This window comes from Leisingera sp. F5 (assembly GCF_001593695.1).
Genome location: NZ_LUKH01000047.1, coordinates 1 through 22,509, shown reverse-complemented (window position 1 = coordinate 22,509; position 22,509 = coordinate 1). Strand labels below are relative to the sequence as shown.

The following is a 22,509-nucleotide window of genomic DNA, read 5'->3' as shown; positions in this document are numbered from 1 at the left end:
ATCGCCGAGAGGGAAGGCCAGCAGCCCTCAACACTGGCTGCGTAAACAGGCCGGACACACGACGGTACTGACAGACCGCCGCGATCACTGCAGAAAACGCTTGCAATGCAGGCGCCACCCACACACGACCCTTTGTAGCCTATTGCGATGCCGCGGTGCAGCCCGTGATAACGGTCCTTGGTGAACCGTGCAGCATCGCAAAGGAATGAATGCAGCTTTGGGCTTCGGCCAATGACGGCAGGCAGCCCAAAGCGGTTCTGATGCTCATCGCCGTTTGACCTTCATGTCACCCACAGGCGGGTGAAAGTGGACTTTCAGCTGCACTTGGCTAGCTTGCGGAATTCCCGCGGCAGTTTCCCGAACTGTACCTTGAAAACCTTGGTCAGGTTGTTTGCGCTGCCAAAGCCGGTCGCAGCAGATATTTCGAACAGCGTCAGGTCGGTCTGTTCGATCATCTGCTTGGCGACTTCCAGGCGGATGCCCCGGTAGTAGCGGCCAGGCGATGCCGACAGATGCGCGGCAAACAACCGCTCGATCTGGCGCAATGACACGCCGGATGCCCGGGCTATCTCCTGCAAGGCCAGCGGTTCCTCGATATTGTCGTACATGGCATCAACAGCCAGTTTCAGGTGCGGCGGCGCATTCCGGATCCGGTGGTAATCCACTTTGACCTGGCTCTGACTGGAATCGCGGGGAAACCCGATCAGCAGCTGCCGGCACACGGCGCCTGCGACATCCGCGCCTAGGGTTTCCGCTAGGAACTTCACAGCAAAGTCGAGCGTTGCTGCGTGGCCCGAACAGGTGCTGATCTGCCTTTCCAGATGATACAGGTTTTCGCTCAGCTCGGCTTCGGGGTGCTGCTCGCGCAAATAGGCCAGCCTGCTCCAATGGGGGGTTGCTCGCCCGGCAAGCCCTGCCTTGACCAACAGGCGCATCTCCTCGCCGATGGAGTAAAGGGGAACGTTGTTCCGGCGGCAGCTGCGGAACAGATTTAGCAGCGGCCTTTCAAACGTGCTGATTCCAGCCTCGCCGCAGCAAATGAACACCGCATCCAGCCCGCGCGCCCGTGCCATCCGGTCGTACAGGCATGAAATGCCTGTATCGGGCGCGAACAGCAGGCCGCCGGCCGCCGGGACCGGAGCACCGGTGATCGACACCCGGTGCAGCCGGATACGGTCTGCCTGCTCCAACTGGTTTACGGCCGAGAAGATATCGCAGACCGCGGCCAGGCTGATCAGGGAGAAATCAGGACCGGCCACCAGGCCGATGTTCAGGCTCCGGCTGAAGGGCGGCTGAAGGGCCACTGGCATGGCTCTCCGGGCATGTTTCCCGGCCCAGGACGTTTTCTGCATGTTCATTGCCAGTCTCCCCCTGGTTCGCTTCGCGGCATCCCGCCCCGGGCGGACGCGGCCGTCGGACAGGCGTTCTGCCGCCGCCCGGCTTCGGCCTGCTGGAAACCGGCCGCGCGAACGCATTCAAGCGAGGCGGTTCAGCCCTGCCCGTGCGCCGGTGCGGACATCCTGTGCTCCCGGTTTCCTGCGGTTTGTTTTGCCCCGGTCCGGTCAGCCTTCCTTGCCCAGCTCCTTCACTGCTGCCAGCATCTTGGCGATTTCGGCTTCGGTGTTGTAGTGGCAGAAGGAAATCCGGATGCAGTCCGGCAGGCCCAGCGGGTCCAGCACATTACCCGAGTAGTGATCCGCCTTGCGGGTATGGGTGCGGATACCTTGGGCATTGAGGATCTCCACCACCTCCTCCGAGGCAATGCCCTCCACCACAATCGACACCAGCCCCTCGCGTGCCGGGTTGTCCGCGCCTGCCAGGATGGTGACGTGCGCCATATCGCGCAGGCCGGGCAGATTGCCGGTGCCGTTAATTGCGGCTTTGGTCAGATGGGTCTCATAGGCATGGATGGCACGGCCTGCGGCCTCGATCCTGCCGCGGCGGGAGATTTCGTCCGACACCTCGCCGCCAAGCCACTCGAAATAGCCCACCACATCCGACAGGGTGGCGTAGGAGCCGCTGTCGCGGGTGCCGAACTCCCAGCCGGTGGCGGGGGCGCCGATCAGCATGTCATGGGGCAAGGCGCTCAGTTTGTCCGAAATCCAGGCAATGCCGTAGCCATGGCGCGAGAACACTTTGTAGGGCGACACTGCATAGCCGTCGACGTCATAGGCGGCCAGATCCAGCTGACCATGAGCAGCGTGCTGGATGCCGTCAACGATGATCAGACAGTCAGGCGCCACCGCGCGGATAGCTTTTGAGATCGCTGCCACATCCATGCCCATACCGGTGACGGGCGAGGCATGCAGGATGGTGGCCACCGCCACATCCGGGGTCATCAGCGCCGCGTAATCCTCTACCGTGACCAGGCCGGTCTCGTTGTTATGGGCAACGTTCACATACTCCAGCCCGGCAATCTCCGCCCAGCGGCGGGCGGCGCTGCGGGTGGCCGGATGCTCGATCGAGGAACCGATCACCTTGGCGCCTTTGGGGGCGTTCACACAGGCGGTGCGGATCATCCGGAACAGCAGCTCGGTACCGCTTTCGCCGGCAAAGAACTGGCCCGACGCGGCATTCATAAAGACGGCCAGATCTTCCTTGGCCTTGCTGATCTTGCCTTGCGTGCCCTGGCCTGCCGGATTGATGCGGCCCGGGTTGTCGGGGATGGCGGCATAAAACGCCGAGGTCTCCACCACCGATTTCAGCGTCAGCGCGCCGCCGGCGTTTTCAAAGAAGATGCGCTCGCCCTGGAACGGGCAGCTGTCCACATGGGCAAAGCGGCCGCGGATGGCATCGATAAGGGCGGGGTTGTCCTGGATCATGTCGTTGAAGTCCTGTCAGAGGTCAGAGCACGCGGCTCACGATGGTACGGCACAGCTCGGCCACCGCAAGGTGGCTTTGCCGGGGGAAGCCGTCGACGCTGTCATCGACGATCCCGTGGGTGGAGTTGATGAGCCCGTTGGCCACCATTGTGTCCAGCAGTAAGGCCTCGCGGCCGGGGTCATGCAACAGTTTGGCGTTGCCCTCGCGGGCCGCCATGGCGGCGGCGATGGCGGTGCAGCCCCAGTTGGAGCAGGCCGCGGTGACCAGAACGTCGCAGCCGGTAACCGCGCCAATACCGCCGCCGCAGCCGCATTGGCATGTGCCGCCATAGGGCACATGCGCTTTGACATGGTCCGCGACCTTGCCCATGCCGATCTCGTTGCCGCCGTCGCCAACGGCGACCACGGGGATACTGCGCGAAAGCGCGTCATCGAACAGGAAGTCCACCCGCGCCCGGCCCATGCCGTAATCGATGCCGCGCATCGAATGGTAGACGCCATATTCATTGCGCCCGACCCGTTCAGTCGAGAACAGCAGGTCCGGCTGCAGTTCATCCAGCATCTGCGTGGCCTGCGCCTGCCCAGCCTCGTCGCCGGTGGCATAGGGCAGCATCACAATGGTGGCCAGGCTCTTGTCACTGCGCGCAATGGCCGCCTGCTCCAGCGTCACCGGAAACAGACCCGCCGCCTGGCAGGTGCTGCGGATCGCCGGCAGCAGCGTCTCTTCACACAGCATCACACAGGTCGCATTGCGCGCCAGCACCAGCGCCCGGGCAATTGCCGCGGCGCCAGAGGGACCGTCATTCTCGCCCAGCTCCGGGGTGATCCAGGCGCGCGACACAGACCCGGTGGTCAGCACCACAGTGCCGCCCTCGGGCACCGCAATCAGCGCATCTGCCGCCGCGCCCACCAGAGAGCCGCCCTGCAATGCGCGCGCGGCCTCAAACAGATGCTCAACGCCGCGCTCGCCCATGTCGATATTCACCAGCTGGTCCAGCCGGTTATCCAGACGGGTGATCAGATCCATGTCAGCCATTCATCCCTCTCCGAACAGCAGGTTTGCAAACCACTCGGCATCGTCCAGATGCGCCGCGGTTTCTTTCAGCGCCGAGACCAGGCAGTCCGCCACCGCTGCAGCCCCGCCAGCCCGCGCCACAGCACCTGTGGTCGGCTTCAGTCGGATTGAGACCCGGCCGCCGGGCTGGCCATGGGTGTTCACGGTGACAATGCCCTTGTCGCGCAGCATCAGCATGCCAACCGCCGCAGTCACTTCGGCGGGCATCTGGCCGGTTCCAGTTTTCCCCGCCAATTCCAGCACGATGTCCATCGCGTCCTGCTCATCAACCTTCGGCCCCAGCGCCGACCGGCTGACCCGGCCGGAGCCCAGCACCGCTTCCAGCGCCGCCGCCAGATCCTGACCGTCCTGCGCTTCCTCGATCAGCAGATCCGGCGTGAAGCCCTGCAGGCTGCGCATTGCACCCACCGAAATCGGCGCGCGGGCTTCCAAGCCCAGCTCACTGGCTTTGGCCTGTACCGGCACCAGTGCCGCCGGATCGCCGCAAAGCACCCCGGCGCGAGGACCCGACAGACCCGCCTTATCGGCGTTGGTAATCACCAGATCAGCGCCAAACGACAGCGAGGCGCCGCCGCCATGCAGCACAGGCCGGAACCGCGCGCCATATGCGTCATCCATAAAGACCACACAGCCCGCCGCCTTACCCGCCGCCGCCGCCGCGCGGATCAGCTCATCCGGCAGCATCGCCAGTTCTGAAGTCACCGGCGTTATCACCATCAGCGCAGGCCCGTCCGCCGCCAGCGCCTGTTCAACACCGGACATGTCATGCACTTCCGTCACCGCCGCATTGGCCAGCTTGGCGCCGCGCGTCACCGAGGCATGGCTGCGGTCGCCCGCAGGCACCAGCGACAGCACCGGCTTGCCGTTTGCATGAGCCAGCACCGCAGCCACAATGCCGGCACTGGTGCGGTTGACGACAGCAGCGGCCTCATGCCCCTGGCCGCCCAGATGCGCAATCGCCGTCTGCCGCAGCTCTTCACCGAACAGACCCGGACCCACCCATTCCTCGCACAGGACGCTCAAATCTTCTGCCGAGGCCGGATAGAAGCGCAGGTTGCCGGTGCAGATGGCAATTTTGTCAACCCCTTCCCGCGCCACAAACTCCGCCGCAACCCGGCCCGCCTGGGCCAGCCTGCGCACCTCATCCGCTGAGCCCTGCAACAGCGATCCCCGGGCATAGCCGACGCCCGGGTCAATTGGGTTGCCAAAGCGGTCCGTGCTCATGCCCCCGCCTCAGAACCGGCCTCGATATTGATCGTCACGCATTTGCGGTAGGTATAGGCCTCCAGCGCGCCCTCGATCGAGTATTCGCTGCCCATACCCGATTGCTTGGTGCCGCCATAGGACATGCCCGGGATCTGGCCGCCGCCCTGGTTCACCTGAATCCAGCCCGCATCGATGGCACGGGTCAGGCGGGTGATGCGGCTGACATCATGAGTAAAGAGGAAAGCCGCCAGCCCGTAGTGAGTGTCGTTTGCCATCGCGATGACTTCGGCCTCGGTCTCAAACGGAATTGCCACCATGACCGGGCCAAACACTTCTTCGCGCGCAATGCGCCAATTGTTGTCCACCCCTGTGATGATGGTCGGGTTGGGGCAGAAACCCGCCGGGTCTTCCGCCGGAGTTTCCCCGATCAGGAATTCGGCGCCTTGGGCTTCGGCTTCGGCCACAAACCCGCGGATCTCGCCGTAGCGCTCAGCATTTACAACCGCGCCCATGTCCACATCCGGGTCCAGCGCGTCGCCCACCTTCAGCGCCGCAGATTTCTCTGCCACCTTGGGCATCAGCACGTCCCAGATGTCCTGGTGCACAAACAGGCGCGAACCGGCGGTGCAGCTCTGCCCCTGGCGCGCAAAGCGCATGGCATTGGCCACCTGCTGGGCGCAGCTGTCCAGCCGGCCATCGGCAATGGCGTCAGGAAAGACGATGGTCGGGGATTTTCCCCCCAGCTCCAGCGTCAGGTTGGCGATGCGGTCGGCGGCGGCCTTGCCAATGAGCTTGCCCACCTCGGATGAGCCGGTGAAAGAGACCTTGTCGATGCCGGGATGGCCGGCCAGCGCCGCCCCTGCTTCCTCGCCCAGGCCGGTGACCACGTTGAACACGCCCGGCGGGAACAGCCCGTCGGCCAGCTCCGCCAGCTTCAGGATCGCCAGCGGCGCGTCCTCGGCCGGTTTCAGAACCAGGCAGTTGCCGGTGGCCAGCGCCATCGAGATTTTCACCGCCCCCAGCTGCAAGGGCGAGTTCCAGGGGATGATCGACCCCACCACGCCGTGCGGCTCGCGGGTCGAGTAGCTGAGCAGGCCCGGCCCCAGCGGCAGGGTCTCGCCCTTCTGCTCCACCGCCACGCCGCCGTAGTATTTCAGGACGCCTGCCGCGCCCATCGCTTCGCCGCGCGACTGGGTCTTGATCGCGTTGCCGCTTTCGGCGGCCAGCACCCGGGCCACTTCCTCGGCGTTTTCCTCCAGCCTGCGCCCGAGCTCCGCGAGCAGCTTGCCCCGCTCGGCAGCGGCCAGGGAACGCCACGCCGGCAAAGCGGCACGGGCGGCCCCGACGGCCAAATCAACCTCAGTCCCCGTGCCGCGCCCGACCTCGCAGATAGCCGCACGGCGGGAGGGGTTTTCAATGGTCAGCGTCCGGCCATCGGCAGGCCAGTGCCAGGCCCCGTTGATATAGCTGCCGGCCAGGCCGGCATCGGGCAGTTTCGGTTCCAGCAGGTCCGCCATTCTCGCCTCCCTCACATCTTTGCCTTGACCACGGCCCAGGCGTCATCCAGCGCGCCCTTGAACCGCTCGGTGGCAATCTCAATTTCATCCTCGCTGATGATCAGCGGCGGCATGAAGCTCATCCGGTCGCCGATCGCCCGCAGGTACAGCCCGCGGTCGTGGGCAAAGTTCTGCACCAGCTCGCCCACCTTCCAAGACGGATCAAACGGCTCGCGCGTTTTGGCGTCCTTCATCAGCTCGAAGCCGCAGAACAGTCCCACACCGCGCACCTCGGCCACCAGCGGATGATCCGCCATCGCATGGCACTTGGCGAGGAACTTCCCGCTCACCTTGCGCACGTGACCGACCAGATCGATCTCGTCATAGATATCCAGCGCTTCCAGCGACACCGCCGCGCCCACCGGGTGGCCTGCATAGGTATAGCCGTGGCCGAATGTGCCGACCTCGTCGGAGTTCTTCATCATATCGGCATACATGTCATCCTTGAACATCAAGGCCGACACCGGGAAGAAGGCTGCCGACAGCGCCTTGGCGCAGGTCACCATGTCAGGCTTCATGCCCCAGGTTTCCGAGCCCCACATATTGCCGGTGCGCCCGAAACCGCAGACCACCTCATCGGCCAGAAGTTTGATATCATACTTGCGCAGCACCGCCTGCATCTGCTCCCAGTAGCCTTCCGGCGGCATCAGCGCGCCGCCGCCCGAAATCGCCGGTTCGGCAAAGAAGGCGGCAATGGTTTCCGGACCTTCCGACAGGATCAGCTCTTCGAATTTCACGGCCATCCGGGCCGAGAATTCCTGCTCGCTCTCGCCATCAATGTGGAAGCGGTAATAGTTCGGCAGCTCTGTGTGCTTGAACTCCGGCAGCGGCAGGCCGAATTTGGCGTGCATATGCGGCTGGCCAGACAACGACACGGTCGCAATGGTGTTGCCGTGATAGCCGCGCACCCGGCCGATCACCTTGCGGCGGTTCGGCTCGCCCTTTGCGGTGTTGGTGTACCACAGCAGTTTAATCGCGGTGTCATTGGCCTCGGACCCCGAGCATTGGAACATCGCCCGGGTCATACCGTTCGGCGCCATCGCCGTCAGCCGTTCGCCCAGCTCCGCAACCTTTGGGTGCGAGCGGTTGTAGAATGTGGGCGCAAACGGCAGCGTGTTCATCTGGTGCATCGCGGCACTGGCCAGGCGCTCATTGTGGTAGCCCAAGGATACGCAGCCAAGACCGGAAAACCCGTCGATGATCTCACGGCCCTCGCTGTCATAGATAAACACCCCCTTGCCATGGGTGATCATCGTCGGCCCGTTCTCGGCATGCTGGCGCAGATTCGACTGCGGATGCACGTGGTGGGCTTTGTCCTGCTCGATCGAGCGTTTGGCGTCGGCGTTCATGTCTGGCTCCAATGGAATTCTTAGAGGCGATTTCACATTCATCTTGACTGAAGTTCAATCTCGAAGTTTTCTCACTTTTGTGAAATCAATTCAGGCTAGAATCTATGAAACCACTCCTCGACCTGCGCCATCTGCAGCTGATTCAGGCTGTTATTCAGACCGGGAGAATCACTGATGCGGCCAAGATGCTGGGTGTCACCCCTTCTGCTCTGTCCCACCGTCTTCGCGAGGCAGAGCGCCGCCTGGACGTGCCACTGTTCACACGGATGCATAAGAAACTCCGAAGAACTCCCGCCGCGGACTACATGGCAGTTGTGGCGGAACGCATTCTCTCCGACCTAAGTCGCGCTGAAGAGGACGTGCGCCGCATGAATGCCAACGTCCAGCATGTGGTCCGCCTGTCAGTGGAGGCCTACAGCAATTACCGCTGGTTGCCCGCCTTCATCAAATTCCTGAAATCCCGCACCGATGGCATCGACCTGCAGATCATGGCCGGAGCCAGCAGCGACCCGCTGAACGGCATGCTGAACCGGCACATTGATATCGCAGTTATGTCGGGCACGGTCGCCCAGGCGGGTCTGCGCAGCCTGCCCCTGTTCGAAGACCCTTTGCTCTATATCATGCCCCCCGGCCACCGGCTCGCCGGCCGGGAGTATGTCGAAGGCACCGACATCGTTGGAGAGCCTTTCATCACCTACACCAAGGTGCCCGAACCGGACCGCGAGTTCGCCCGCCTGTTCCGCCCCACTGACAGCTATCCGAAATGGGCGGCAACAGTGGAGCTTCCCGAAGCCATCGTCGAACTGGTCGCCTCCGATCTTGGCACCAGCGTGCTGTCGAGCTGGGCCCTGCAAACAGCCCTCAACGAAGGCCGGATCGTTGGCGCGCGGGTGACACGGGACGGCATCTCGGTGCCCTGGTGCGCCGCCATCCGGGCCGAGGACATGGAAGAAGGCGATCCGATCTACCAAGTTGCCCAGCTTCTCTCCGAATGGTGCAGCCTGCCGGGTGCAGGGTTCCACGTCTTATAACGGAAAAGGGCGGCTTCTGCCGCCCTTCCGATGCGCTGGTCAGCTGCGCGCCCGTGTCATTGCCGGGTCGTATAGCGGGCGGGTGCTGGCCGTTGCTTTGACCGCGCGGCCGTTGACCATCACCTCATAGCTGCTGTCTGCCAGATCTTTCAGGGTCATTCCCTCTTCCTTGGACACATAGCCCAGGCCCACGGCGCCGCCGGCGGTCCAGCCATAGGACGCCGAGGTCAGCCGCCCGACGATCTTGCCATCGCGCAGAATCGGCTCCTTGCCAAAGATCAGCGCTTCGGGTTTTTCCAGCTTGAAACTTAGCAGACGGCTGGCGGTGCCCTGTGCGCGCTTGGCCTCAATCGCCGCTTTGCCGGTGAACTCCGTCGCGAAATCACAGGCAAAGACCAGGCCGCTCTCCACCGGGCTGTCATGCGGGCCAATATCGTGGCCCCAATGGCGGAAGCCCTTCTCGATCCGGCAGCTGTCCACTGCCATGCCGCCGCACAGGCGCGGAGCGCCCTGGGCGGCCATCACGGTTTCAAAGGCGGCTTGCGCGAACTCCGCCGGAATATGCAGTTCCCAGCCCAGTTCGCCCACATAGGTGATCCGCTGTGCCCGGGCCGGGGAGTGGCCGAGATGCAGGTTCTGGAAGCTGCCGAACGGGAAAGCCCCATTCGACAGGTCCGCGCCGGTGAGGCCGTGCAGGAACTCTCGCGATCTCGGCCCCATGATGGCCAGCGTCGCCTCGGATGCGGTCACATTCACCACGCTGACGCCGGTGCCCTGCAGCTGGGTTTTCAGCCAGCTTTCGGTTTGCGGCTCGGCCCCCGCCGATGCCATCACCAGGAAGCGACTGTTCGAGAGGCGCGCGACGGTCACATCCGCCTCGATCCCGCCCTGTTCGTTGAACATATGGGTATAGACCAGCGTGCCCGGTTCAACCGCCATATTGGCACCGCACAGGCGCTGCATCTGCGCCGCGGCTGCTGCGCCATCAACAATGAACCGGCCAAAGGTCAGGTCGATCATGCCGAGATCATTGCGCAGGGCCTCATGCTCGGCTTTCCAGTCGTCGAACCACGGCTCTCGTCCAAAACCGTCGGTCATCTCGCGGCCATAGTACAAGGGCCGCTCCCAGCCGTTGGCGCTGCCAAACTGCGCGCCTGCCGATTTCAGATGGCCGTAGTACGGCGTGCGCCGCAGCCCGCGGGCTTCGGTCTTGCGCAGATAGGGCCAGTGCATCGCATAGGCATGGCCCAGCGTTTCCGCCGCCTTGGCAGCCGTATAGCTGCGCGCATTCAGCGCTGGCACAATCCGCCGCGCATCCACATCGGTCAGATCCATGGTCATATGCCCGGCCATGATCCACTCGGCCAGCGCCCGGCCAGCGCCCGGCCCGTTCTGGATGCCGGTCGAGTTGAACCCGGCGGCAACCCACATGCCCTTCACATCGGTGATCGGCCCTAGGTAGTGCTTGGCATCCGGGGTGAAGCATTCCGGCCCGTTAAAGAACTTGCGAATGCCGCTTTCCGCCAGCGCCGGAACGCGCTCCATCGCCGCTTCCAGGACCGGATAGAGGTGCTCCTCATCACAAGGCAGCTCGTCGAACTCGAAGCTCTCCGGCAGACCGCCCTCGGGCAGCCAGGGGGTGGCATTGGGCTCGGAACAGCCGATCAGCAGCTTGCCCGCGTCTTCCTTGTAATAAGCGTATTCATCCATCACCCGCAGAACTGGCAAATCGCCGGTGACGCCTTCAATGGGATCGGTCACCACGTAGTAGTGGTTGGTGTAATGCAGCGGCACCTGCACGCCATGGGCAAGGCCGAACTCACGCGCCCACATGCCGGTTGCATTGACCACATGCTCAGCGCGCACCAGGCCTTGCCCCGTTTCCACGCCAACAGCGCGGCCGCCTTCGATCACCAGACGCTCGACCTTGGTGTCCTCAAAGATCAGCGCGCCATTCATGCGCGCGCCCTTGGCCAGCGCCATGGTGGTGTCGATCGGGTTGGTGCAACCATCGCCGGGGAACCAGAAAGCACCTTTGGCATCATGCACGGACAACAGCGGCCAGCGCTCCAGCGCCTCAGCGACGCTGATTTCTTCCGCCCGGATACCGCAGCCGTGCGCATAGTCCATTTTGCGCCGCAGCTCCTCCATCCGCGCCCCGGTCAGCGCCAGTGTCATCGAACCGTTGCGTTTGAAGCCGGTGTTCTGGCCGGTCTCATCCTCCAGCGTCTCCATCAGGCCGAGGCCGTATTTGGCCAGCGCTGTCATCACCGGCACGCCCTGGGTCTCGCTGACCAGCCCGGCAGCGTGCCAGGTGGTGCCCGAGGTCAGTTTCTTGCGCTCGAACAGCGCCACCGACCACCCCGCTTTCGCGAGGTGGTACGCCGTGGCACAGCCAACGATGCCGCCGCCGACAATGGCGACCTGAACGTCCTGGGGAAGGGATTTTGCCATGTCCTTAGCCCCGCAGCCGGTCGTTTTCAGGATCGTAGAACGGCACGGTGGCAACCGTTGCCTTCACCGGCTGGCCCAGCACTTCGATGTCAAAGACATCACCCGGCTGCGCCTCAACCGTCAGATACCCCAGCGCGATGCGCTTGCCGATGCGGAAGCCGGTGCCGCCGGAGCTGACATAGCCGACCGGCTTTCCATCGCGGCAGATCGGGTCCGAGGACAGCGCATCCGCGCCGTGGCCTTCCAGCACAAAGGCCGTGAAGTGGTAGTCCTTCGGCTGCTCTGCCTGCGCCATAAACGCATCGCGGCCGACAAATCTTTCCTTCTTCTTGCTGACAAAGCGGTCCAGACCCGCATCAAATGCGGTGTATTCAATACCGAAGTCGGCGCCCCACCCGTGATAACCCTTCTCGATCCGCATCGCGTTCAAGGCATAAGAGCCGAACTCCACCATGCCCTTATCCGCACCCTGTTCCATGATCGCATTGTAGACAGTGACTAGATCGGCGGAGCGCATGTGCAGCTCCCAGCCCAACTCGCCCACATAGGAGACCCGCAGCGCAATAACCGGCGCGCCTGCAATGGTGATCCCGCGCACCGACATCCAGGGGGCTGCCTCCTTCGACAGATCGTCTTCCGTCAACGGCTGCAGCACGTCGCGGGATTTCGGCCCCATCACCATCAATGCCGCATCAAACTCCGAGCCGCGCTTCAGGCTCACGCCTTCTTCCGGCAAGAACTGCGACATCCAGTCGTGGTCGCGCTGATCGGCCAGGGTCGGGCCGCACAAGAGGTATTTGTTCTCGTCCAGCCGGGCGATGGTGGCCTCGGACCAGACCTTGCCCTTGGGCGTCAGCATATAGCTGAGCTTGACCCGGCCCACCGAAGGCATCGCGCCGCAGAACACATGGTTCAGGAACTCGGTGGCGCCTGGCCCTTCGATCTCGTAGCGGGTGAAGCCGCCGTGATCCATCACGCCCGCATTGTCGCGCACGCCTTCGCACTCGGCCTTCACAGCCTCATGCCAGGCCTCGTGATGGAAGCTCAGCTTGCCGTCGTCCTTGACCGCATCGGTCTCAAACCAGAACGCCCGTTCCCAGCCCGCGACCTGGCCGAACACCGCGCCCTTCTCTTTCAGCGTGCCGTACAGCGGCGTTGTCTGCACCGGGCGGCCCGATTTCCACAGGTGGTGCGGGTAAGGGATCGCATACTGGTTTTCATAGAGCTCGCTGGAGCGTTTGACGGTGTAATCAAACGTCGCCCATTCCTCGCCAAAGCGGCGCGGATCCCAGAATGACATGTCCCACTCGGGCTCACCTTCGGTGATCCATTCGGTCAGCGTCTTGGCCGCCGCTGCCGAATGGGTGATGCCGACCGGGAAGCAGCAGGCATGGTAGAAGTTCGGCAGGCCGAAGGCCGGGCCGCACAAGGGCGCGCCATCGGGGCTGTAGGGGATCGGGCCGTTCACAAAGCGGCTGACCCCGGCCTCGCCCAAGAGCGGCACATGCTCCAGCGCCGCTTCCAGGATCTCGGCAATGTCGTCGACGCTGTCGGGATAGAGCTGGTTGGCAAAGCAGTCCGGCATCCCGTCGAGCCAGGCCGGGCGGCCCTCATGGCCGTATGAGCCCAGGAGCAGCCCGTTCCGCTCGCGCCGCAGATAGTACATGATGTCCGGATCGCGCACGAGCGGGAAGTTCTCGGGGTTGGCTTCCAGCTCCGCCAGGCTGTCGGTCACCAGATACTGGTGCTCCAGCGTCACGACGGGCAGTTTCTGGCCGACCATCTCACCTACCACACGGCCATAGTAGCCGCCGGCGTTGATCACGATGTCACACAGTACATTGCCCTTGTCGGTCGCAACTTCCCATTCACCGGAGGGGCGGCGGCTGATGCCGGTGACCTGCGTAAAGCGCGCAATCTCAGCGCCCAGGTCCCGCGACCCCTTGGCCAGCGCCTGGGTCAGCTGCGAGGGATCCACGTCGCCCTCGTAAGGGTCCAGAATACCGCCAATGATGCTGTCGCCCGAGCTGAAATAGGGGTGCATGTCGTCCATCTCGGACGGGGTCAGCATCGCCATATCGTAGCCCAGCCCCTTGGAAATTCCCGCCAGATGCCGGAACAGATCCATCCGCTCTTGCGTATGCGCAGGCCAAAAGGCGCCGGTGTGGCGGTAGGTGATCGGGTAATCCACCTCCTCCGCCAGATCCTTGTAAAGCCGCCAGGCATAATTGCCCGCCCGCATGCCGCCCCAGCTGTTGGCATAGGTCGGGATATTGCCCGCAGCATGCCAAGTGGAGCCCGAAGTCAGCTCGTTCTTCTCAATCAGCAGGGTGTCGGTCACACCAGCCTTGGCCAGGTGGTAGAGGGTCGAGACGCCGACGGCGCCGCCCCCGATAATGACAACTTTGGCTTGGGTCTTCATGGTCTTACACTTTCAGATGAATAGGCAGCCGGGCGCGGATGGCGGCCTCGGCTTCAGCAGGCAGATGGTCCGGTGCGGGCATGGCTTCGATCTCGGCAACCCGGGCCACCGCCCGGTCCCAAACGGTCAGCGCGCCGCTTTCCAGCCAGTCGTTCACGCTTTGGCGGTCGCCGAGCTTGGGATAGACGTATTCCTTGGTCATCAGCTCCAGCGTCTGCCCGGTGCCCAGGTAATGCCCCTCGCCGGTCACTACCTGCTCCATCATGTCGAGGTCGATGGCGCTGTCGAACATCTCCACCCCGCGCACCGATCGCAGGATCGCGCCGCACATGTCGTTGTCGATCACCAGCGCCTCCTTGCTGGCGGCCATGATTGAGCCGAGCATGCCGACAGAGAGGTTGATCATGTCGGCACCGCCCTGCGCCGCCAGCGCGATGGTATAGCCTTTCTCGTACCCCGACTGCGCATCCGCGGTCTTGGCATCGGTCATGCCCGCTGAAACGGTGGACGGCAGGCCGAGGTTCAAGAGCAGCTGCGCAGCTGCGCCGTTGGCCACCGCAGCTTCGCCCGAGCCGCCAGTCATCGCGCCGGTGCGCAAGTCCGAGATGAAGGGCAGGAAGGCCAGAACGCAGGGGAAGCCCGGCTGCATCATGTTGACCAGCACCAGGCCTGCCAGCGACTCTGCCAGCCCCTGCGCCAAAGCGCCGGCCAGCGCCGCCGGGCTGGTGGCGCCTGCCTGTGCGGCCGAACAGATCTGCAGCGGCATCCCCAGCCGCACGCATTCCCGCATCACCCCGCAGGCCTCTTCGGCCAGGGTCAGCGGCGGCACCACGTGGCAGATCGAAGCAAAGCAGAACGGCTGCCCCCGGAACGCGCCCTCGCCCCCCAGGGCCTGGTCGAACATTTCAATCACCGGCGCCACATTGTCCGGCTCAAAAAAGCTGGTGCCGATCGGCTTTGAGGTCGCCTTCATCGCCGCAAAAGCAGTGTTGATGTCCAGGATCAGCGGATCCTCCAGATCCCGCGCCACCACCGGCCGCAGACTGTAGTGGATGCTGTCGCAGGCATCAACGATGCGCATCAGCCCGTAGAGATCCTGCAGCGTCGAATTGCGGAACGTCTGAGTCGCCGCCTCCAGCACCTGCACAGCCGCGCCGCCGGTGCCGATATGCACCCGGCCGCCGCCAACCTCGATGCCCCGGTCGCGCTTGAAGCCCGGCAGTTCCACCCGCTTGCACGCCTTGGCAATCATGTCCTCGACCAAGGTGCGCGGGAAGGTGATCCGTCCGTCCGACCGCGCTACTGCCCCGTTTCTCAGGGCGAGTTCGCGAATATCTTCAGGGGCTTGCGACACGCCGATCCGTTCCAAGATCTCAAAAGCAGTGTTGGTGATATACGCAAGTTTGCTGTCATCCAGCGGCATGAAACGCCCGCCCGCAGGCGGTTGGGTCAGCTGTGACGCAGAGGGAGTGGCTCCCCGTTTAGATCGTGTTCGCCGCATTTGCGCGTCCTCATAGGTGTTTGTCTTGGCGGCATCTTAGAAACACCAAAAGATTAGCTCAATTCCATTATTTACATATTTTGGTGAGCAAAATTCACTCAAAAGATCAGCAAAGCCCCTCAGCCGGAATTTGCGGCGGTTGAGGGAGATGGGGAGTGTCAGCCGTGTGCGGCGGCCCGCTCCGCCAGCACCCGGTCCAGCCAGGCCGGGTCCATTTCCGGAACCGAAGACAGCAGCAGATCGGTATATGGCGCATGCGGCGGCGAGAAGATCTCCGCCTTGGCGCCCTGTTCGACAACCCTGCCCTGCTGCATCACCACAACCTCATCGGCAATCGCGCGCACAGTCGAGATGTCGTGGGTGATGAACATATAGGCCAGATCGTGCTCCTTCTGCAGCTTGTCCAGCAGCCGCAGAATACCTTCTGCCACCAGCTGGTCCAGAGCCGAGGTCACCTCGTCGCAGATCACCAGCCTGGGCGAAGCCGCCAGCGCACGGGCAATTCCGATCCGCTGCTTCTGCCCGCCCGACAGCTCGGTCGGCAGCCGGTTCATGTACTGATCCGGCTCCAGTTCGATATCAGCCAGCAGAGCCCGGATCTCCTCGGTCAGCTGTTTGCCTTTCAGTCCGCGATAATAGGTCATTGGGCGGCCGATGATGTCCTTGATGCGCTGCCTGGGATTCAGCGCGGTATCCGCCATCTGGTAGATCATCTGAACTGCCTGCAGCTCTTGCTTGCTGCGCTTGCGAAATTCCGGCGGCAACAGAGCACCGTTCAGCAGGATCTCTCCCTGCACAGGCGGCAACAGCCCCATCACACTGCGCGCAGTGGTCGATTTGCCAGAACCGCTCTCCCCGACAACCGCAACGGTGCGGCCGGCATAGAAATCAATCGACACGCCGTTCAGCACAGGTTGCGCCATGCCGGGATACTGCGCCCTCACATCCCGAAGCGATACCACCGGCACCTGGCCCTCGGCCACCGGCGCCTTCTCTGCCGCCTTGAACGACCGCACCGCCCAAAGCGATTTGGTGTAGTCCTCCTTGGGGGCTTTCAGCATCGTCGCGGTATCCGCAGCCTCGACCTCCTCGCCATAGCGCAGCACCATGATCCGGTCTGCCATCTGCGCTACAACTGCCAGGTCGTGAGTGATATAGATCGCCGAGGTGCCGAACTCCTCCACGATATTGCGGATCGCCGACAGAACTTCGATCTGGGTGGTCACATCCAGCGCCGTGGTCGGCTCGTCAAAGATGATCAGGTCCGGGCGGCAAGCCATTGCCATCGCGGTCATCGCCCGCTGCAGCTGGCCGCCGGACACCTGATGCGGATAACGGAAGCCGATTTCCTCGGGGTTGGGCAGCTGCAGCTGGCGGTATAGATCAATCGCGTCCTTCTCCGCCTCCTTGCGCTGCATAAGCCCGCGCCGCACCGGGAACTCGGCGTGCTGATTGATCAGCTTGAAGGCGGGGTTGAAGCTGGCCGCCGCCGACTGTGCAACATAGGCGATCCGGGTTGACCGCAAATCGCGGCAAGCCTCCCGGCTGGCGCTGGTCAGCTCGATCCCGTCGAAATGCACAGTCCCGCCGGAGAACCGGCAGCCATCGCGCACATGGCCCATGGCGCCCAGTCCGATGGTGGATTTGCCTGCCCCGCTTTCACCGATCAGGCCCAGGACCTCTCCCTTGCCCAGGGTCAGATCCACCCCCTTCACAATCGTTTTCCAGTGGTCTTCGGACAGACCTTCGATCTGCAAATTCTGCATCGTCAGCAGCGGGGTTTGCTCATTGGTCATTATGTATCCCCTAGGATTTCAGGCCACTGGCCTTGTGCAGCATCCAGTCGACGACAAAGTTCACCGCAACGGTCAAGAGCCCGATCGCAGCCGCCGGAATCAAAGGCGTCAGGTCGCCGAACGTGATCAGCGAGGCGTTCTCGCGCACCATTGAACCCCAGTCGGCTGCTGGCGGCTGAATGCCCAGCCCCAGGAACGACAGACCTGAAATCGTCAGAAACACAAAGCAGAAGCGCAGCCCGAATTCCGCCACCAGCGGCGGTGCGGCATTGGGCAGGATCTCCTTGCGCATGATCCACCACAGGCCTTCGCCCCTGACCTGCGCTGCCTCGACATAGTCCATCACCACGATCCCCATCGCGACTGCGCGGGCAATCCGATAGACAAAAGTGGCATAGATCAGTGCAATTACCCCGATCAGACTGGTCACAGACGCCCCGAAGATCGTTAGCAGCAGCAGTGCAAAAATCAGCGTCGGAATCGAAATCACCACATCCACCGCACGCGACAGCGCCTGATCGACCCAGCCCTGCAGCAGTGCCGCAAAGAAACCCGCCGCACTGCCCACGGCAAAGGCAATCATCGTGGTCACCAATGCGATGCCGATGGTGTTACGGGCGCCATAAATCATCCGCGTTGCCATATCGCGGCCCAGGCTGTCTGTGCCCAGCCAGTTTTCGGCGGTCCAGGGCTGGTATTCCCAACCGACCACTTCGCTTTCACCATAGGGCGCCAGCACCGGAGCAAAGATTGCCACGAAGATATAGAAGAGGATAACGGCGCAGCCGAATTTGGCAGTCAGCGGCGCCTTGCGCAGTTCATGAAGAATTGCGTTCATCGTTATTTCCTGTGCAGCAGGCGCGGATTGGACGCAATCGAGATCAGATCCGAGGCCAGGTTGAAGAGAATATACGTGGCTGCAAACAGCAGGCAGGCAGTCTGCACCACTGTGAAATCCCGCTTGGCAACGCTATCGACCAGCAGTTGCCCCATGCCCGGGTAGACAAAGACCACTTCAACAATCACCACTCCCACGATCAGATAAGCCAGGTTGATGGCAATCACCGTTACAATCGGCGCGATGGCGTTGGGCAGTGCGTGCATGACGATCAGCCGCCGCTGGCTCGCGCCTTTCAGCTGCGCCATTTCGATATATGGCAGCGCCAGCAGATTGATCAGAGAGGCCCGGGTCATCCGCATCATATGCGCGGTCACGATCAGCGTCAGCGTCAGCGCCGGCAGGAAGGTCCGGTAGATCCGGTCCCCAAGACTGGCATCCTCTGACAGGTTCGCAATCGACGGAAACATGCCTAGTTCAACAGCAAACAGCCAGACCAGGATATAGCCGACAAAGAACTCAGGCACGGAAATCGCCGTCAGCGTTGCCACATTGATCGATTTGTCCAGAAACGACTCGCGGTACAGCGCGGTAATGACACCCAGCAGAACTGCCAGTGGCACCGAGATAACCGCGGCAAACCCGGCCAGGAAGAAGGTGTTGTACATCCGTTCGCTGATCAGGTCTTTGATCGGGATGCCGGAAATCAGTGAATTGCCAAGATCCCCCTGCAGAAACCCGCCAAGCCAGCTCAGGTAACGGGTATGTGCAGGCTGATCCAGACCCAGCTCGCGACGAAACGCTGCCAGGTTCTCGGGGGTGGCGGACTGCCCCAGCACCTGCTGAGCAACGTCGCCCGGCAACAACTCGATCGACAGAAAGATAACGAGCGACACGACAAAGAGCGTCAAAAGACCAAGCGCCAGCCGCTGGAGGAAAAGCCTGAGAAGATAGTGCATATTATGTCTCTGAAACGAGGCCTGGGGAAGCTGACGGGGCTATTGCCCCGCCAGCGGTACCTCTTGTCAGGCTTTCCACCAGCGCTCGATGGCTTTGTAGCCATCCAGTGCCCAGTTCGAGGCCACATCTTCGCTGTGCGTCACATCGGTGCGGCGCGCAAAGACGAAGTTGCGGAAGAACGGGATCACCGATCCGCCTTCATCACGCAGAATGGCTTGCATGTCGCCATACATCTGCGCCCGTTTGCCCTCATCCAGCTCGGAACGTGCCGCCAGCATCAGCTGCTGGAAAGTGTCGTTGCTGAACTCGCTTTCGTTCCAGTCGCCGCCCTTGGAATAGGCGGTGGCAAAGATCATATCCGGCACTGGGCGTGCGCCCCAGGAGCTGGTGAAGAAGGATTTCTTCATCCACACATCCGACCAATAGCCGTCACCAGGCTCACGCGCGACCTGCACGTCCAGACCGGCAGGTGCGGCATGCTCACGGTATAGGGTGACCGCATCCACAGCCCCGGCAAACAGCGCATCCGACACGCTGAGCGAAACGGTCAGGCTGTCCAGGCCAGCTTCCTTCAGGTGGAACTTGGCCTTGTCCGGATCATAGGCGCGCTGCTCCAGTGACGCATCGAAAAAAGGCATCGACGGCGCAATCGGGTGGTCGTTGGCAACCGTCCCGTGGCCGCGCAGCACCTTTTGGACCAGCGCCTCGCGGTCGATACCGTATTTTAGCGCCAGGCGCACGTTGTTGTCGTTGAACGGCGCCTGCGAGCTTTGCATAGCGAAGGTCGGGTGGAAACCGCCAGAGATCGACTCGATCTCGACGCTCCCGTCGCGGCCCAGCAGGCCCAGCGTCTTGTATTCGGCGGATTGCACCGCGTCGATCTCGCCGGTGACCAGAGCGGTGGTGGCCGCGCCGCTGTCGGAAATCAGCAGCACCTCGACCGTGTCGAAATTCGCCGCGCCCTCTTTCCAATAGTCCGGGTTGCGCTTCAGCACGGTTTTGACACCCGGCTTCCAGCTTTCCAGCACGTAGCCGCCGGTGCCGGTACCCGATAAGTCCAGCGCGCCATCGGCGCCAACCGGCATGATCTGGAAGTGGTAGTCCGACAGGATGAACGGGAAATCCGCATTCGGCGCCGACAGGCTGAAGACCACGGTGTCGCTGCCGCCCGCGGAGATGCTCTCAACACCCGCCAGCAGCGCCTTGGCGCCCGAGGTGGACTCTTCGCCGCGGTGCAGGTTGAGCGAGGCAATGACATCTTCCGGCGCCAGCGATTTGCCATTGTGGAAAGTCACGCCCTGGCGCAGCTTGAACACCCAGGTCTTAGCGTCGTCCGACGACCAGCCGGTCGCCAGTTCCGGCTTCAGTTTGTTGTCCGAACCGATCTCGGTCAGGTTGTTGCGCAGCGCCCAGCCGACCATTATTTGCTGCGAGCCGTTGGCCTCGGCCGGGTTCAGCGTGTCGCTGGTGCCGCCCTGGTTCACCGACAGACGGAACGTGCCGCCCTTTTGCGGTTGCGCCTCAGCGGCGCGCGGCATCTGGCTCAGACCTGCCAAAGCTACCGAACCTGCCAGAAAGCCGCGACGGCCGATCTGAAGGCTGGATCCGAGTTTCGTCATTTTGGGTCTCCTCCCCTGCAAATTGCATTACTGGGTTTCCGCCAGCTGGCGGTCTCGCGCATAATGGTCCGGATGGGCTTCGCCCCAGATCCGGATGGCTTTGTCCGATGTCGTGATGTCGTTCGGGTCGGTCACATAGCTCAGAAGAAGGCTTTGCCGCTCGCCGCGCTCAGGCGCTGTAACCCTGTGCAATGTGTAGCCGCCGCGGAAAAGCTGCAGATCGCCGGGGCGCAGTTTCAGGCTGCGCAGGTCGGCGCGGTCTCCGTCCAGCACCTGTTTCACGGCACCGTAGTTCTCGTCTTCCCGGCTTCGCAAGTTGGGGACATATTCGAACTCCCCGCCTTCTTCGGACTGCTTCAGGCCAAACGAGACAGTGAAGTCGTTGTTGTCGAAATGCCAGGCGAACTCGCAACCCTCGGGCTGCACGTTCACATTGGTGCAAGCATAGGGGTCGCGGTAGGTGTACAGTTTCTCATACCCCAGCGCCTCAGCCACAAACCGGCACAGGTCCGGGTTCTGGAACACCGACCAGATCACCCCGCCACGGGCAAACTTGTCCCCACGCACCATGCCATGGCGGCGCGGCGAAAACCGGTTCAGCGGATGGTCCGCAGGCGTGCCTTCGGGTGGTTCCGAGAAATAGGGGTTCAGGTTGGCCTCATGGTAGATTGCGCCCGGTGCTAGCTCTTCAACCTCGGCCTGCATCGCCGCGAGAATCTCCGGCCGCACGAAATCAGCCAGCTGCGCGCAATTAACCGTGTTCAAGCCTTCAACTGCTGCCGCCAGCATCGCCGCATAAGCCGCGCTGTCCGGCTGATCCAGCGGGTAGGTTTCCACATCAAACAGCTCCGGCGTTGAAAAAGCCGAGAGTGTCGTATCGTTGCTTTTCCCGGACATTCGTCCCCCTATCCCTGTTTCCCCCAGGCGCAAGAAATCGTTCTCCGCCACATGGGAGTCATCTAGTAAGCACCTGAAAGGAAATGGCAATTTCAGCCCTCAAGACACTTTTCGGATGTAGGGCAGTATTTGCTGAGAGCTGTGTTATTTCAATTTAATAATAATACCATTATCATGAAAACCCTTCATGCAGCAGCACGAACAGGCAAACCACAGGGTGATGTCACTTTAACGTACTTGTGCTTCCCGGACCTGAGAATTCTGGATAGCCGGAGGGTATGAGCACCCAGTCCATCAGCTACAAACGCCACCGTTTTCCACGTCAGATCATAGCTCACGCGGTCTGGCTTTACGCCCGGTTCAACCTGAGCCTGCGGGAAGTCGAAGAGATACTGTTAGAGCGCGGTATCAATGTTTCTTACGAGACCATCCGGCGGTGGGTCATCAAGTTCGGGCCGCGGATCGCGCGCAGCTTGCGCCGCCGGCAGGCTCGACCTGGCGAAGTCTGGCACCTGGACGAAGTTGCCGTGAAAATCGCGGGCTGGTCATTCTGGTTGTGGCATGCCGTCGATCAGGAAAGCGCCGTGTTGGAAGAAATCCTCCAACCCAGGCGGGATATGCGGGCGGCTAGACGGCTGCTGCTCAAGCTGATGAAGCGTCATGGCTTCGTGCCGAAACGGATCGAGACCGATAAGCTCCGCTCCTATGGCACACAAGGGGATGAACAACCGGGCCGAGAACAGCCATCTGCCATTCCGAAAGCGCGAAAGGACGACGCAGGTGTCAGGTCACCGGGCGGGATTCAACATTTCGTGTCCTTGCATTCAGCCACTCGTAATTGCTTCGCTGTCCCTTCCGAGAGTGTCCGATCTTCTGTGTATGAGTGATCTGGTCCATGCTTCTGCTAAAGGAAGCAAGGATGACAATTTCCAAGGAACTGCTGGACGAACTTCTGAAAGGCTGCGAGCGGCCTGAAGACCTGC

General features: G+C 62.5%; 15 protein-coding genes and 1 pseudogene. 2 read left to right on the top strand and 14 right to left on the bottom strand.

The features are described 5' to 3' along the window. Positions 1-314 precede the first annotated feature (314 nt). The 6 genes from A2I95_RS21760 to A2I95_RS21735 form a co-directional block, all read right to left on the bottom strand. Positions 315-1,358 (bottom strand): GlxA family transcriptional regulator, encoded by a 1,044-nt coding sequence (locus A2I95_RS21760; RefSeq protein ID WP_291733218.1) that lies wholly within the window; start codon positions 1,356-1,358, stop codon positions 315-317. 204 nt (positions 1,359-1,562) lie between these two features. Further along, complete coding sequence (locus tag A2I95_RS21755) at positions 1,563-2,822, bottom strand: aminotransferase class V-fold PLP-dependent enzyme (protein ID WP_291733216.1); 1,260 nt, start codon at positions 2,820-2,822, stop codon at positions 1,563-1,565. Between the two features lie 22 nt (positions 2,823-2,844). Then, positions 2,845-3,858, bottom strand: a complete 1,014-nt coding sequence (locus A2I95_RS21750) for a glutamate cyclase domain-containing protein (RefSeq protein WP_291733214.1) — start codon at positions 3,856-3,858, stop codon at positions 2,845-2,847. Continuing rightward, the gene (locus A2I95_RS21745) at positions 3,859-5,121 is read right to left on the bottom strand and encodes a hypothetical protein (RefSeq protein ID WP_291733212.1); all 1,263 of its coding nucleotides are present in this window, start codon (positions 5,119-5,121) and stop codon (positions 3,859-3,861) included. After that, complete coding sequence (locus A2I95_RS21740) at positions 5,118-6,620, bottom strand: aldehyde dehydrogenase family protein (RefSeq protein ID WP_291733210.1); 1,503 nt, start codon at positions 6,618-6,620, stop codon at positions 5,118-5,120. The genes A2I95_RS21745 and A2I95_RS21740 overlap by 4 nt, the downstream gene beginning before the upstream one ends. Before the next feature lie 11 nt (positions 6,621-6,631). Continuing rightward, positions 6,632-8,008, bottom strand: a complete 1,377-nt coding sequence (locus A2I95_RS21735; protein ID WP_291733209.1) for an aminotransferase — start codon at positions 8,006-8,008, stop codon at positions 6,632-6,634. A 104-nt stretch (positions 8,009-8,112) separates the two neighbouring features. Here A2I95_RS21735 and A2I95_RS21730 point away from each other — a divergent pair, with 104 nt between their 5' ends. Next, entirely contained in the window at positions 8,113-9,039 is a 927-nt protein-coding gene (locus A2I95_RS21730) for a LysR family transcriptional regulator (protein ID WP_291733207.1), read from the top strand. 39 nt (positions 9,040-9,078) lie between these two features. Here the strand turns inward: A2I95_RS21730 and A2I95_RS21725 are convergent, their stop codons facing one another. From A2I95_RS21725 to A2I95_RS21690, 8 genes are all read right to left on the bottom strand, one after another. Further along, positions 9,079-11,493 carry an FAD-dependent oxidoreductase gene (locus tag A2I95_RS21725; protein WP_291733206.1) on the bottom strand — a complete coding sequence of 805 codons (2,415 nt, stop codon included), beginning with the start codon at positions 11,491-11,493 and terminating at the stop codon, positions 9,079-9,081. Between the two features lie 4 nt (positions 11,494-11,497). Further along, positions 11,498-13,915, bottom strand: coding sequence for an FAD-dependent oxidoreductase (locus A2I95_RS21720; RefSeq protein WP_291733204.1), 2,418 nt, complete (start codon positions 13,913-13,915; stop codon positions 11,498-11,500). Between the two features lie 4 nt (positions 13,916-13,919). Then, positions 13,920-15,416: a trimethylamine methyltransferase family protein gene (locus tag A2I95_RS21715; RefSeq protein ID WP_291733202.1), complete on the bottom strand. Its 1,497-nt coding sequence runs from the start codon at positions 15,414-15,416 to the stop codon at positions 13,920-13,922. A 158-nt stretch (positions 15,417-15,574) separates the two neighbouring features. Beyond that, positions 15,575-17,212 carry an ABC transporter ATP-binding protein gene (locus A2I95_RS21710; protein ID WP_291733200.1) on the bottom strand — a complete coding sequence of 546 codons (1,638 nt, stop codon included), beginning with the start codon at positions 17,210-17,212 and terminating at the stop codon, positions 15,575-15,577. Positions 17,213-17,222: 10 nt separating this feature from the next. After that, complete coding sequence (locus A2I95_RS21705) at positions 17,223-18,050, bottom strand: ABC transporter permease (protein ID WP_291733198.1); 828 nt, start codon at positions 18,048-18,050, stop codon at positions 17,223-17,225. A gap of 2 nt (positions 18,051-18,052) precedes the next feature. After that, positions 18,053-19,009 carry an ABC transporter permease gene (locus A2I95_RS21700; RefSeq protein ID WP_291733197.1) on the bottom strand — a complete coding sequence of 319 codons (957 nt, stop codon included), beginning with the start codon at positions 19,007-19,009 and terminating at the stop codon, positions 18,053-18,055. Between the two features lie 66 nt (positions 19,010-19,075). Next, the gene (locus tag A2I95_RS21695) at positions 19,076-20,629 is read right to left on the bottom strand and encodes an ABC transporter substrate-binding protein (protein ID WP_291733195.1); all 1,554 of its coding nucleotides are present in this window, start codon (positions 20,627-20,629) and stop codon (positions 19,076-19,078) included. 27 nt (positions 20,630-20,656) lie between these two features. Beyond that, positions 20,657-21,526 carry a hypothetical protein gene (locus A2I95_RS21690; protein ID WP_291733193.1) on the bottom strand — a complete coding sequence of 290 codons (870 nt, stop codon included), beginning with the start codon at positions 21,524-21,526 and terminating at the stop codon, positions 20,657-20,659. A gap of 278 nt (positions 21,527-21,804) precedes the next feature. Between A2I95_RS21690 and A2I95_RS21685 the strand changes: the two are divergent. Then, positions 21,805-22,371: pseudogene (locus A2I95_RS21685) on the top strand (IS6 family transposase); the annotation flags it as partial. Positions 22,372-22,509: the final 138 nt, after the last annotated feature.

What these genes read in the sequence shown, in the direction of transcription:
- A2I95_RS21730 (WP_291733207.1), top strand. Translation starts at nt 8,113, where the DNA reads ATGAAACCACTCCTCGACCTGCGCCATCTGCAGCTGATTCAGGCTGTT.
- A2I95_RS21710 (WP_291733200.1), bottom strand. Translation starts at nt 17,212, where the DNA reads ATGACCAATGAGCAAACCCCGCTGCTGACGATGCAGAATTTGCAGATC.
- A2I95_RS21760 (WP_291733218.1), bottom strand. Translation starts at nt 1,358, where the DNA reads ATGAACATGCAGAAAACGTCCTGGGCCGGGAAACATGCCCGGAGAGCC.
- A2I95_RS21750 (WP_291733214.1), bottom strand. Translation starts at nt 3,858, where the DNA reads ATGGCTGACATGGATCTGATCACCCGTCTGGATAACCGGCTGGACCAG.
- A2I95_RS21695 (WP_291733195.1), bottom strand. Translation starts at nt 20,629, where the DNA reads ATGACGAAACTCGGATCCAGCCTTCAGATCGGCCGTCGCGGCTTTCTG.
- A2I95_RS21735 (WP_291733209.1), bottom strand. Translation starts at nt 8,008, where the DNA reads ATGAACGCCGACGCCAAACGCTCGATCGAGCAGGACAAAGCCCACCAC.
- A2I95_RS21690 (WP_291733193.1), bottom strand. Translation starts at nt 21,526, where the DNA reads ATGTCCGGGAAAAGCAACGATACGACACTCTCGGCTTTTTCAACGCCG.
- A2I95_RS21715 (WP_291733202.1), bottom strand. Translation starts at nt 15,416, where the DNA reads ATGCGGCGAACACGATCTAAACGGGGAGCCACTCCCTCTGCGTCACAG.
- A2I95_RS21755 (WP_291733216.1), bottom strand. Translation starts at nt 2,822, where the DNA reads ATGATCCAGGACAACCCCGCCCTTATCGATGCCATCCGCGGCCGCTTT.
- A2I95_RS21720 (WP_291733204.1), bottom strand. Translation starts at nt 13,915, where the DNA reads ATGAAGACCCAAGCCAAAGTTGTCATTATCGGGGGCGGCGCCGTCGGC.
- A2I95_RS21705 (WP_291733198.1), bottom strand. Translation starts at nt 18,050, where the DNA reads ATGAACGCAATTCTTCATGAACTGCGCAAGGCGCCGCTGACTGCCAAA.
- A2I95_RS21725 (WP_291733206.1), bottom strand. Translation starts at nt 11,493, where the DNA reads ATGGCAAAATCCCTTCCCCAGGACGTTCAGGTCGCCATTGTCGGCGGC.
- A2I95_RS21745 (WP_291733212.1), bottom strand. Translation starts at nt 5,121, where the DNA reads ATGAGCACGGACCGCTTTGGCAACCCAATTGACCCGGGCGTCGGCTAT.
- A2I95_RS21740 (WP_291733210.1), bottom strand. Translation starts at nt 6,620, where the DNA reads ATGGCGGACCTGCTGGAACCGAAACTGCCCGATGCCGGCCTGGCCGGC.
- A2I95_RS21700 (WP_291733197.1), bottom strand. Translation starts at nt 19,009, where the DNA reads ATGCACTATCTTCTCAGGCTTTTCCTCCAGCGGCTGGCGCTTGGTCTT.